Below are 12,708 nucleotides of genomic sequence, written 5' to 3' on the forward strand. Positions count from 1 at the left end.
AGACGGATCGCGCACTAATTCTCGGGGGGCGCGATTGACTCAGGTGTGCCGCGCTTGATGACCTTCTGGCCCTTCGCTCCCCGCTTGAGCTGCGGGAAGGCCTCGCCTCGGACGCCACGCAGCGAACCCTTGGCGATCCCCACCCGGAACTCCGTCGTGCCGGCCCCGGACACGGCGCCCAGGAGCTTGTCGCTGGAGTCGAGGCGCATGAGGATCACGCCCCGCCCAACGCCCGAGAGGTCGGCGACGTCGGACAGAGGGAAGCGAACTCCCTTGCCACTCTTCGCCAGACAGAAGACTTCCTTGCCCGTGACATCGTGGATGGAGATCAACTCGTCTCCGGCCGCGACACGCGCAAACCGGCGGCCGCTCCGCGTGGTCGGCGAAAGGTCCGGGCCGGCCTGGAAGCCGTATCCTCGCGCAGACGCGACTAGGATCGCTTTCGTCGGCGCCGTGAGCTCGATCACGTCCCCCTCGTTGAAGAGGTTCGCCTGGGCCTTCTTGCCCTTACCTTTGGCCTTGGGCTTCGCCTTCGCTTTGGGTGTCGGGGCCGCACCGCCCTCGACGACGAGCATGCTGCGAATCACGCGTTCTCCGTCCTTGAACTTGAACAGCGACTGCACCGGCTCGCCGTAGCCGGTGGTGGCCGGCACGTCACTCGCGGGCAACACGTACAGAACGCCCAGCGTCGAAAAGAGGACGATCCGGTCGCGCGTCGTTCCGACGTGGATCGCCTCGAGCGAGTCACCTTCCCGAAGTCGCGCGGTGGAGGGATCCTTCAGCTCTCGCACACGGCGAATCCATCCGTCGCGCGTGAGGAGCACGGTTGTCTCTTCGTGAACGATGTAGGCGTCCGGATCGTACACGAGGTCTTCGCGGCCGCTCATCGACACCTTCGTGCGACGGGCGTCTCCGTACTTCTCCTTCAGTTCGAGAAGTTCGCGCCGGATCATCTTCCAACGCTCGGCCTTGCGTTTCAGGAGACGGTCGACCTCGGCGAGCCGCTTCTGCTTCTCCTTGCGTTCCGCCTCGAGCTTGTCGATCTCGAGCCGGGCCAACTGGTACAGCCTAAGTTCCAGAATCGCGTCGACCTGCACGTCCTCGAGCTTGAAGGCGACCTTCAGCTTCTTGGCGGCGTCGGCGCGGCCCTCGGCGCGGCGAATGATCCGGATCGCCTTGTCGAGGTCGAGATGAATCTTGTGGAAGCCCTCGAGGATATGGAGCCGCGCCTCGAGCTTTCGCTTCTCGAATTCGAGCCGGCGGGTGACGACGTCCATCCGGAAGTCGAGGAAGTGCTGGCAGAGGTCGAGAAGCGAGACGCGCTCGGGGCTCGCGCCGCTCGGGCTATCCGAAGGTGTCAGGCAAGTGAGATTGACGTTAAAGTTGACCTGCAGGTCCGTGTGCTTGAACAGGAAGGCCATCGCGACCTGCGGGTCGATGTCCGCCTTCAGTTCCAGAACGACCCGGATCTCGTCGGTGGACTCGTCGCGCACGTCGACGACCTGCGGCAGCTTCCGCTCGATGATGAGGCCACCGATACGTTCGACCAGCGTCGCCTTGTTCACGGCGTAGGGGATCGAGGTCAGGATGATCTGCACCTTGCCGCGGGGTGCCTTCTCGATCTTGTACTCGCCCCGGACGCGGAGGGCGCCGGTGCCGGTCTCGTAGACGCTGCGGATCTCGGCGCGGCTCGAAAGCAGCTCCCCACCGGTTGGGAAGTCAGGACCCTTGATGTGCTTAAGGAGGTCCGTCACCTCGAGCTTCGGGGCATCGACCAGAGCTACTAGCGCATTGCAGATCTCGGTGAGGTTGTGCGGCGGAATGTTGGTCGCCATGCCGACCGCGATCCCGGTGGAACCGTTCATCAGGAGCTGCGGGAGGCGGCTCGGCAGGACGATCGGCTCCTCGTTGGAGGCATCGTACGTGGGACGCCAATCGACTGTGTCGGCCCCGAGGTCGGCCAGGATCTCCTCCGCGATCGCGGTGAGCCGGGCCTCGGTGTAGCGGTAGGCCGCGGCCTGATCGCCGTCGAGCGAGCCGAAGTTCCCCTCGCCGTGGACCAGCGGGTATCGCAAGGAGAAGTCCTGGGCCATGCGGACCATGGCGTCGTACGCGGCGACGTCACCGTGTGGGTGATACTTGCCGATCACTTCGCCGACGATCTGGGCCGACTTCCTGGCCTTCGCCGAAGCCACCAGGCGCAGGTTCTGGAACATCGCGAACAAGATGCGCCGCTGGACCGGCTTCAGCCCGTCCCGAGCATCGGGCAGAGCACGGGCCGTGATTACCGAGAGCGCGTAGCTCAGATACCGCTGCTCGGCAGTGGTACGCAGATCTGCTTGGCGGGTCTCCCCCTCCATCCTCCAACACCCCCCTTTCCCGGCGCGCCTTTTAAGCGGTCTAGACCGATTTCGCCAGCGGAGCCTGCGGCATCTGCATCGCAGTGACACATTCTGGCACCCGGACTGGCGATTCCGGCGCCCGGGTGACGGGATACGTCACCGTCAAAATGAGCAGAACGGCCGTACTGACAGGCTTTTCATCGACCCGGCAGTCGGTCCGTGTCTTGCATTTCCATTCGGGCGGTACTGGATCCGCATCCGGTCGGGGCCTCACCACAGACGAGTCAAATTGGGGAGCACGAGATGCAGAACAAACAAGCCGTGAGCGATCCGAGGGGTTTCACCCTGATCGAGCTCCTGGTCGTGGTTGCGATCATTGGCATCCTCGCCGCCATCGCATTGCCGGCGTTCTCGGCCTATAGGGCCGACAGTTACAACTCACATTCCTCCCAGGCTCTGAACACGCTGGCCAAAGCGGAGGAGGCCTATTTCGCCCGGAATGGGAACTACGCGCCGGCGATCGCCGATCTACCCTCGTACTATCCGCCTACCGGCGTCGTGGTGACCCTGACCGGGGTCTCGGTGCAGGGCTTCTCGGCCGAGTCGCACCATCCCGAGGGGACCAAAACCTTCAACTGGGACTCGGCCAACGGCGGTTTGCAACCCTAGGGGAAACCCGCACTTCATGGCGCCAGGCAAGGCTGTTTGCTAACCCGCCCATGTGCTGGCGAGTTCTGAAGAAACCCCCACGGCCCCGCGCCGTTCGGACGTGCGCAACATTGCGATCATTGCGCACGTCGACCATGGCAAGACTACCCTCGTCGATGCACTGCTCCATCAGAGCGGTACCTTCAGCGCGCACCAGAACGTTGCCGAACGTGTGATGGACTCCGGCGCGATCGAGCGAGAGCGGGGCCTCACCATTCTCGCCAAGAACACGTCGATCGTTTACAGCGACGTCCGGATCAATATCGTCGACACGCCGGGGCACGCTGACTTCGGCGGCGAGGTCGAGCGCACGCTCGCAATGGTCGACGGCGTGATCCTGCTCGTCGACTCGTCGGAGGGTCCGCTGCCGCAGACCCGGTTCGTTCTGCGCAAGGCATTGGAAGCCGGGCTCGCGCCGATCGTCTGCGTCAATAAGATCGATCGGGCCGATGCGCGCGTCGCCGAAGTCCTCGACGAGATCTACGGGCTCTTCATCGATCTCGATGCCAACGAGACCCAGCTCGAGTTCCCTGTCGTCTACACGAACGCCAAGGCCGGCACGGCCACTCGCGAGCTCGAAGTCGAGGGGAAGGATCTGCGGACCCTCTTCCAGCTGATCATCGAGGCGCTCCCTGGCCCCGAGGTTCCCGAAAACGAGCCGACGCAGTTCCAGGTGAACAACCTGGGCTACGACGACTACGTCGGCCGACTCGCACTCGGTCGCGTTCGCTCTGGAGAGGTCGTCAACGGAGAGCACTACACGCTTTGCGGGGCGGACGGTGTGGAGACGCCGTTCAAGCTCACGCATGTGTACGGCTGGTACGGCCTGAAGCGGGTCGACCTCGACCGGGCGTCGGGTGGCGATATCGTCGCACTCGCCGGCATCGAGAATGTCGAGATCGGCGATACGATCGCCGACAGCGAAAACCCGCGCGCCTTGCCGCGCCTTCGGATCGACGAGCCGACGATCGCTATGATCTTCGGCGTGAACACGTCTCCGTGGGCCGGCCGCGAGGGCAAGTACGTCACGTCCCGCAAGCTCCGCGAGCGCCTCGAGATGGAGGCCCACAGGAACGTGAGTCTGAAGGTCGAGGAAACCGGCTTCCCAGACAAGATCCGTGTCTGTGGCCGCGGCGAGCTTCAGCTCGCCATCCTGATCGAGACGATGCGCCGCGAGGGCTACGAGATCGAGGTCTCGAAGCCCATGGTCGTAACGCGCGAGGTCGACGGCAAGCTCGAAGAGCCGATGGAGACCGCGATCATCGACACACCCGAGGAGTACGTGGGCGTGATCTCGCAGCTGCTGTCCATGCGCAAGGGGACCATGACGCACATGGCGCCGCCGGCCTCTGGCCGAGTGCGGTTGGAGTTCTCCGTGCCGTCCCGCGGCCTGATCGGCTTCCGCTCCCCGTTCCTCACCGACACCCGGGGAACCGGGATCATCAACGCGATGTTCAACGGCTACGCACCGTGGGCCGGAGAGATCCAGCGGCGCACCAATGGCGCGATCATCTCGGACCGCGCCGGTGTCGCGACGCCGTACGCCTTGTTCCACCTCCAAGAGCGCGGCATCCAGTTCGTGCCGGCTGGCACCCCGGTCTACGAGGGCATGGTCATCGGTGAGTACTCACGCGCCGGCGACCTCGATGTGAACGTGACCCGAGAGAAGAAGCTTACGAACGTCCGTGCCTCCGGGCGCGACGAGGCGATTCGACTCTCGCCGCCGCATACGATGGGCCTCGAGGACGCTCTCGACTGGATCGACGATGACGAGCGTGTAGAAGTGACCCCGAAGTCGATTCGCATCCGGAAACAAATCCTCGCCCAGAACGTCCGGCCCAAGAAGAAAACGAGGGAAGAGAAGTGACGAACCTTACGAAGTCTGCACTCTGCTTCGCGCTGATAGGGTCCGTGACGATGCTCGCGGGCAACGCCCTGGTCGCCGATGCGGCCGCTGCGAAGAACCCGGTCGTCACGATCAAGACCTCGATGGGCACCATCACCGCGGAGCTGTTCGCCGACAAGGCGCCCCTGTCGACCAAGAACTTCATCGACTACGCCAAGGCCGGCTACTTCGACGGAACGATCTTTCACCGCGTCATCGGCAACTTCATGATCCAGGGCGGCGGCATGGACGCGACGCTCACGCCGAAGCCGGGCCAGCGCCGCCCGATCAAAAACGAAGCCGACAACGGCATCAAGAACACCCGCGGCACGCTCGCGATGGCCCGCACGAGCGCACCGGACAGCGCGACCGCACAGTGGTTCATCAACGTGAAGGACAACGGGTTCCTCGACCACCGGGGCAAGACCCCCCAGGGCTACGGCTACGCCGTATTCGGCAAGGTGACCGAGGGCATGGACGTGGTCGACCGGATCAAGGAAGTTCCGACCGGCAACCGCGGCACGCACCAGGACGTGCCCACTGACGACGTCACCATCGAGAGCGTCACCATCGAGGGCGTCACGGCGAAGGAATAGCGCCGCCGCTTGCGTACCGGCGCGCCAGCGCCACATAGTTCGCAGCCGACGTTCGCAGGTGTTCGACTTCGGCCGGACGCAGCGCCCGCACGACACGGGCCGGCGACCCGACGGCGAGCTGACCGGAAGGAATTCGAGTCCCCGGCGTCACGACCGCACCGGCCGCGACCATGCAGTCCGGCTCCAGGTGTGCGCTGTCGAGAACGACGGCGCCGATACCCACCAGAACCCGGTCCTCGACCGTGCACCCGTGCAGGACGGCCCCGTGGCCCACGGTGACGTCATCGCCGATCCGCGTCGGGTGACGGTCCGTCGCGATGTGGACCACGACCCGGTCCTGCAGGTTCGAGCGCTCTCCGATCGTGATGTCGTCGCCGTCGGCCCGAACGACGGCTCCGAACCAGACGCTGGAGCCCGCGCCGATCGTCACGCGCCCGATCACGTTGGCGTCCGGCGCGACGAAGACGTCCCCGGCGAGGCGCGGTCGGTGCTCTTCGAAGGGCAGAATCATGTTCACTCCCAACCACAAGATGTTGTTATTGGGAACCCGATGTTGCCACACTGATTGCGCTCTGATAGGAAGCGCCATGGTTAGCCTCGAAAGAGACCGCGGTCACCGGATCACCCCAAAAAGCCCAGGCAAGCGTCTGGGCTTCGTTCGTTAGCGCAGGGAGGACCCGGTCATGGAGCAGCACCGCCTCGGCGAAGGTCTGACCTTCGACGACATCCTTCTCGTCCCCGCTTCGTCTGAGATTCTTCCCCGGACGACGGATCTCTCCGCGCGCCTGACGCGCCGAATCTCCCTCCAGATCCCCTTGATCAGCGCGGCGATGGACACGGTCACCGAGTCTCGCACCGCCATCGCGATCGCCCAGGAGGGCGGCATTGGTGTCGTGCACAAGAACCTCACCGTCGAAGCGCAGGCCGCGCAGGTCGGGCGCGTGAAGAAGTTCGAGAGCGGCATGGTCGCCGACCCACTCACGGTGTCGCCCACGCAGACGCTCTCCGAAGCGCTCGGGCTCATGCAGCGCTCGCACATCTCAGGCCTGCCCGTCACGGAGAACGGCCGCCTCGTCGGGATCCTGACGAACCGGGACCTCCGGTTCGAACGCCGCCTCGAGCGCACCGTCGGCGAGGTGATGACCCACCGCAACCTGGTCACCGCCCCTCCTGGGGTCACTCTCGACGAGGCCACGCTCAAGCTGCACGAGCACCGCATCGAGAAGCTCCTCGTCGTCGAGGAGGACCTGCGTCTCGTCGGGCTCATCACGGTGAAGGACATCGAGAAGGCCAAGCAATTCCCCCACGCATGCCGTGACGACCGTGGCCGCCTTCGGGTCGGAGCCGCGGTCGGGGTCGGCGCCGACTGGCAGGAACGCGCGGAGGCCCTCATCGAGGCCGGCGCCGACATCATCTGCGTCGATACGGCGCACGGGCATTCCAAGAACGTGCTCGAGACCGTTCGTGCTCTGAAGAAGAGCCATCCGGATCTCGACGTTCTCGCCGGCAACGTCGGCACGGGCGACGGCGTCCGGGCTCTCATCGACGCCGGCGCGGACGCCGTGAAGGTCGGGATGGGCGTCGGCTCCATCTGCACGACCCGGATCATCTCCGGCGTCGGCATGCCCCAGGTCACGGCCATCGTCGATGCAGCCAAGGTCGCGCGCGACGCGAACATTCCGATCGTCGCGGACGGCGGGATCCGCTTTTCCGGCGACGTCGTGAAGTCGCTCGCTTGCGGAGCGGACGCGGTCATGATCGGAAGCTTGTTCGCGGGCACTGAGGAGAGTCCCGGAGAGACGATTTTGTATCAGGGGCGAACCTACAAGATGTACCGCGGCATGGGATCGATCGAAGCCATGCGCGCCGGCAGCAAAGACCGTTACTTCCAGGACGACGAAGAAGACGCGATCAAGCTCGTGCCCGAAGGCATCGAGGGCCGCGTTCCGTACAAGGGTTCGCTGTCGTCCAACATTCACCAGCTGGTCGGCGGCGTACGAGCCGGCATGGGCTACATGGGGGTTCCGACCCTCGACCAGCTCCGTGCCGAAGCCAAGTACATCCGCATCAGCGAAGCAGGCCACCGCGAGAGTCACGTTCACGACGTGGTCGTCGCGAAAGAGGCTCCCAATTACCGCCTGGGTTGAACCGTGATTCTCGTCGTCGATTTTGGAAGCCAGTACACTCAACTCATCGCTCGCCGAATCCGCGAGTCGAACGTCTACTGCGAGATCCTGCCGTGCACGGTCTCCGTCGAGGAAGTGCGCGAACGCGCCCCGACTGGCATCGTGCTGTCGGGCGGCCCGGCGAGCGTCTACGTGGAATCCGCGCCACGGCTCGCGAGTGGTATTCTCGACCTTGGCGTTCCCGTGCTCGGCATTTGCTACGGGATGGCCATCCTCAACGTGAACGCCGGAGCCGACGTCGCGCGCGCGGAACGGGGCGAGTTCGGGCGCACCGCGATCGAGATCCTCGACGACACCGACCTCTTCAAGGGCTTCGACGTCGGCAGCGAGACCTCCGTCTGGATGTCCCACGGCGACCGGATGGAGTCGCTGCCCGAGGGCTGGGACGTCCTCGCGAAGAGTTCCAATGCTCCGATCCAGGCGTTCCGCGATCCGACGGGCCGTCTGTTCGGGCTCCAGTTCCACCCGGAGGTCGTTCACTCCGAGAGGGGCGCGCAGATCCTCGGGAACTTCGTCCTCGGCGTCTGCGGTGCAAAGGCGGACTGGACGCCGGACTCCTTCATCGATTCCACGATCCAGGGCCTGCGAGAGAAGGTCGCCGAGGGGCGCGTGATCTGCGGCCTGTCCGGCGGAGTCGACTCCACTGTGGCTGCCGCACTCCTGCACCGCGCGATCGGTGATCGGCTCACGTGCATCTTCGTCGATAACGGACTTCTGCGCGCAGGCGACCGCGAGATGGTGGAGACGTCGCTCGCGCACCTAGGGCTCGACATTCGAACCATCGACGCCACGGACCGGTTCTTCGAGGCGCTCGACGAGGTCCTCGACCCCGAGCTCAAGCGCAAGCGCATCGGCAACCTCTTCATCGAGGTCTTCGACGAGGCTGCGGCGACCCTCGACGACGTCCGCTATCTCGCGCAGGGGACGCTCTATCCCGACGTCATCGAGTCCGTGTCCGTGCGTGGACCCTCGGCAACGATCAAGTCACATCACAACGTCGGCGGACTCCCCGAGCACATGAAGCTCAAGCTGGTCGAGCCTCTCCGCGAGCTGTTCAAAGATGAGGTCCGCGCGGTCGGGCGCGAGCTCGGCCTCGATGAGGAACTCGTATCGCGCGAGCCGTTCCCGGGGCCGGGACTGGCAGTTCGAATTGTAGGGGCCGTCACCCGCGAGCGCGTGGCGCTCCTGCGGGATGCCGACGCCATCGTCCGCGAGGAGCTGAAGGGGCGCCCGGACGCGAAGAACCTATGGCAGGGCTTCGCCGTGCTCCTGCCCATCCAGACCGTCGGCGTGCAGGGCGACGAGCGGACGTACGACCAGGTGATCGCGGTCCGCGCCGTCGAAAGCCTCGACGGGATGACCGCGGATTGGGCGCGACTTTCGCACGATACTCTCGAGGTGTTGGGCCGCAGAATTCCGAACGAAGTGAAGGGCATCAATCGGGTGGTATACGACGTCTCGTCGAAGCCGCCCGCGACGATCGAATGGGAATAGCAGAGTGGGGTTCGTACATCTCCATCTGCACACGCAGTACTCGCTGCTCGACGGCGCCAATAAAGTATCGGAGCTGATTCCGAAGATCTCTCAACTGGGCATGCCCGCGGTCGCGATGACCGACCACGGCAACATGTTCGGTGCGGTGGACTTCTACAGCGCGGCCGAGGCGGCCGGCATTCAGCCGATCATAGGGTGCGAGGCATACGTCGCGCCGAAGAGCCGCTTCGATAAGAGCCAGGCCCGCAGCGACGATCCGGAAACAGCCGGGAACTACCATCTCGTTCTGCTCTCTATGAACGAGAAGGGCTACCGAAATCTCTGCAAGCTCGTCTCGAGCGCGTACAAAGAGGGCTTCTACTACAAGCCTCGGATCGATCGTGAGCTGCTGGAGGAGTTCAACGAAGGGCTGCTCTGCCTGTCCGGCTGTCTTGGCAGCGAGGTCAACCAGGCCATCCAGCGCGGCGACGTCGGCCAGGCCCGGCGAGTGGCCAGCGAGTTCGCCACGATCTTCGACAAAGAGCGCTACTACATCGAAGTTCAGGACAACCACCTCGCCGAGCAGGAGGTCTCTAACCGCGAACTCTTCTCCATCGCGAAGGAACTCGGCCTGCCCCTCGTCGCGACAAACGATTGTCACTATCTCGGCGCGGACGATGCCGAGGCGCACGAGGCGCTGCTCTGCATCCAGACCGGCAAGACGCTGGACGATCCCAACCGGTGGAAGTTCGGCACGGATCAGCTGTTCGTGAAGTCTCCCGAGCAGATGCGCGCCGCGTTTCCCCAGTACCCGGAAGCCATCGACAACACGCTGAACCTGGCGAAGCGTTGCGACTTCAAGATGAGCTTCGGGCAGTACGAGTTCCCGGACTACGCCCTACCCGAAGGCGTGAGCCTCGAAGCTCAGCTCCGAGAGGAAAGCCGTACGGGTCTCGACCAGCGCCTCGCCGTGCTCCGCAAGGATTCCAGCTGGGACGAGTCGAAGGTCAAAGCCTACGACGACCGCTTGGAAGTAGAGCTCGGTGTCATCGAGAACATGGGCTTTCCCGGGTACTTCCTGATCGTTGCGGACTTCATTCAGTGGTCCAAGCGCAACGGCATTCCGGTCGGCCCGGGACGCGGCTCGGCCGCGGGTAGCGTCGTCGCGTGGGCGATGCAGATCACCGACATCGACCCGATCGTTCACGGGCTGCTCTTCGAGCGCTTCCTCAACCCCGAACGGAAGTCGATGCCCGATATCGACGTCGACTTTTGTTACGAGCGGCGCGACGAAGTCCTGCAGTACGTTCGCGAGAAGTATGGTGAAGACCGCGTCGCACAGATCATCACCTTCGGAACTCTGAAGGGGAAGGCCGCGCTCAAGGACGTGGGTCGCGTGCTTGAGTTCGGCTACGGCGAGACCGACAAGATGGCCAAGCTGTACCCGGCGGCCCGACAGGGCCGGGACGTGCCGCTCAGGCGGGCGTTGGAGACCGAGTCCCGCCTGGCCGACATCCGCGCGAAAGGGCCGCGAGAAGAAAAACTCTTCGCGTACGCGCTCCGCCTCGAAGGCCTGATGCGTCACGCCTCGAAGCACGCCGCCGGCGTAGTGATCGGCGCGAAGCCGCTCGTGGAGTCGGTCCCTCTGTGCGTCGACAAGGAAGGCGTCGTTCTCACGCAATACCAGGGGACCGATGTCGAGAAGGTCGGCCTCATCAAGTTCGACTTCCTGGGCCTGAAGACGCTCACCATGATCCAGGACGCCGTGAACCGGATCCGCGACGGCAAGGGCGTCAAGATCGACCTGGCGAACCTCCCGCTCGACGACAAGAAAACCTACCGCCTCCTCGGCCGCGGCGAGACCGTCGGCATCTTCCAGATGGAATCGAGCGGCATGGCGGGGCTCGTAAAGCGCCTCAGGCCCACGTGTTTCGCAGACATCGTCGCCTTGAACGCCCTGTATCGTCCCGGGCCTCTCGAGTCCGGCATCGTCGACAACTTCATCGATCGCAAACACGGTCGTGAGGTCACGGTCTATCCGCACCCACTCCTGGAGCCGGTACTGAAAGAGACGTACGGCGTCATGGTCTACCAGGAGCAGGTCATGCAGGCGGCGCGCGTGCTCGCCGGCTACAGCCTGGGCGATGCCGACAACCTCCGCCGCGCCATGGGCAAGAAGAAACTCGAGGTGATGGCGAAGGAGCGCAGCCGCTTTAGTGAGGGCGCCGCCAAGAACAACCTCGACGAGAAGCGGGCCGGCGACATCTTCGACACGATCGAGAAGTTCGCCGGGTACGGGTTCAACAAGTCGCATGCAGCCGCGTACGCGCTGATCTCGTTCCAGACGGCGTACCTAAAGGCGCACTACCCCGAGGAGTTCATCGCGGCGCTCATGACGCTCGAGATGGGCGACGCCGACAAGACCCACAAGAACATCGCAGAGGCGCGTGCTCAGAAGATCCCGATCCTCCCGCCGGATGTGAACGAGAGCCGCGAGAACTTCACCGTCACCGGCGAGAAGATCCGCTTCGGCCTCGGCGCCGTGAAGGGCGTCGGCGCGAAGGCGATTCAGGCGATCCTCGCAGAGCGCGACGAGAACGGTCCCTTCGACGGCCTCGATCACCTAGTGTGCCGCATTACGTCGACGCATCTGAATCGCCGCGTGCTGGAGAGCCTCGTGAAGTGCGGCGCGTTCGACAGCACCGGCGTCGACCGCGCCAGTCTGCTCGCGAACGTGGAGGACCTGATCCGTTGGGCGGCCCTGGCGGCGGCCAACATCAACCAGGGCAATCTCTTCGTCGGCGGCGGGAAGGGAGGGCGCGAGACCTACACCTACCAACGCGTCGACCCGTGGGGTGCCGAAGAACTCCTGAGACAGGAGAAGGAGACTCTCGGGTTCTTCATCACCGGGCATCCCCTCGATCGCTACCGCCGGCAGCTGAAGAAGCTCATTACCTGCACGACGATGGGCCTCCAGGGGCAACCGGCCCAGCAGAAGGTGACGCTCGCCGGTGTCGTCCAGGGCCTGCGACTAAAGAACAGCAAGAAGGGCGACCGCTACGCGACGTTCTTCTTCGAGGACCTCGAGGGGATCGTCGAGGTGATCGCCTGGCCGGAGGTCTATCGGCGCAACGAGGCGCTCCTCGCTAGCAGCGAGCCGCTCTCGATGACGGGGAAGCTCGACATCGGCGACGACCGCTGCCAGATCATCGCAGACCAGTTCGTGCGCCTCGACGAGGCAAGGGCCCGCGCGATCCGAGAGCTCAAGATTCTCATCGACGGGAGCCAGTTCACCCGGGCGGACCTCGAACGCCTCGGTCAGACCCTGGCACGGTACCCCGGGAACTGCCCCACGTACCTCCACGTGAAGCGCGAGGCCTTCGAAACCCGGATTTCACTCGAGAAGCACGGCGTGGCAACCAACCATGAACTGATCGCGGCCCTGGCCGAGCGTCTCACAGGCGTGGAAGCAAGATTCGTCTCCTGACGTCTTCGGCCCTGGATCGGGGGCCAATTGC

8 protein-coding genes are annotated in these 12,708 nt (G+C 64.5%); 6 read left to right on the forward strand and 2 right to left on the reverse strand.

Annotation, left to right across the window (positions count from 1 at the left end):
- Positions 1-14 precede the first annotated feature (14 nt).
- Positions 15-2,360, reverse strand: a complete 2,346-nt coding sequence (locus P8R42_13415; protein ID MDG2305614.1) for a DNA topoisomerase IV subunit A — start codon at positions 2,358-2,360, stop codon at positions 15-17.
- A 285-nt stretch (positions 2,361-2,645) separates the two neighbouring features.
- Between P8R42_13415 and P8R42_13420 the strand changes: the two genes are divergently transcribed.
- The 3 genes from P8R42_13420 to P8R42_13430 all read left to right on the forward strand — a co-directional run bounded on the left by P8R42_13420 (position 2,646) and on the right by P8R42_13430 (position 5,531).
- A complete protein-coding gene (locus P8R42_13420) occupies positions 2,646-3,011 on the forward strand; it encodes a prepilin-type N-terminal cleavage/methylation domain-containing protein (GenBank protein MDG2305615.1) in 366 nt (121 codons plus the stop codon).
- Between the two features lie 100 nt (positions 3,012-3,111).
- A complete protein-coding gene (gene typA, locus P8R42_13425) occupies positions 3,112-4,917 on the forward strand; it encodes a translational GTPase TypA (GenBank protein ID MDG2305616.1) in 1,806 nt (601 codons plus the stop codon).
- Positions 4,918-4,967: 50 nt separating this feature from the next.
- On the forward strand, positions 4,968-5,531 hold the full coding sequence (locus P8R42_13430; GenBank protein ID MDG2305617.1) for a peptidylprolyl isomerase: 564 nt from the start codon (positions 4,968-4,970) through the stop codon (positions 5,529-5,531).
- Here P8R42_13430 and P8R42_13435 read toward each other — a convergent pair.
- Entirely contained in the window at positions 5,515-6,042 is a 528-nt protein-coding gene (locus P8R42_13435) for a gamma carbonic anhydrase family protein (protein ID MDG2305618.1), read from the reverse strand. The two genes, P8R42_13430 and P8R42_13435, sit on opposite strands and share 17 nt — an antisense overlap.
- Before the next feature lie 172 nt (positions 6,043-6,214).
- Here P8R42_13435 and guaB point away from each other — a divergent pair, with 172 nt between their 5' ends.
- From guaB to dnaE, 3 genes are read left to right on the forward strand one after another with little or no spacing between them, the layout of a single operon-like run.
- The gene (gene guaB, locus P8R42_13440) at positions 6,215-7,678 is read left to right on the forward strand and encodes an IMP dehydrogenase (protein ID MDG2305619.1); all 1,464 of its coding nucleotides are present in this window, start codon (positions 6,215-6,217) and stop codon (positions 7,676-7,678) included.
- Positions 7,679-7,681: 3 nt separating this feature from the next.
- On the forward strand, positions 7,682-9,211 hold the full coding sequence (guaA, locus tag P8R42_13445; GenBank protein ID MDG2305620.1) for a glutamine-hydrolyzing GMP synthase: 1,530 nt from the start codon (positions 7,682-7,684) through the stop codon (positions 9,209-9,211).
- 4 nt (positions 9,212-9,215) lie between these two features.
- Positions 9,216-12,677, forward strand: coding sequence for a DNA polymerase III subunit alpha (gene dnaE, locus P8R42_13450; GenBank protein MDG2305621.1), 3,462 nt, complete (start codon positions 9,216-9,218; stop codon positions 12,675-12,677).
- The last annotated feature ends 31 nt before the right edge of the window (positions 12,678-12,708 follow it).

The sequence above is a fragment of the Candidatus Binatia bacterium genome, assembly GCA_029243485.1.
Classification (GTDB): Bacteria; Desulfobacterota; Binatia; order UBA12015; family UBA12015; genus VGTG01.

Coding starts and splice junctions, on each gene's coding strand:
- P8R42_13415 (MDG2305614.1), bottom strand. CDS start 2,360: ATGGAGGGGGAGACCCGCCAAGCAGATCTGCGTACCACTGCCGAGCAG.
- P8R42_13420 (MDG2305615.1), top strand. CDS start 2,646: ATGCAGAACAAACAAGCCGTGAGCGATCCGAGGGGTTTCACCCTGATC.
- P8R42_13430 (MDG2305617.1), top strand. CDS start 4,968: ATGCTCGCGGGCAACGCCCTGGTCGCCGATGCGGCCGCTGCGAAGAAC.
- P8R42_13435 (MDG2305618.1), bottom strand. CDS start 6,042: ATGATTCTGCCCTTCGAAGAGCACCGACCGCGCCTCGCCGGGGACGTC.
- guaB (MDG2305619.1), top strand. CDS start 6,215: ATGGAGCAGCACCGCCTCGGCGAAGGTCTGACCTTCGACGACATCCTT.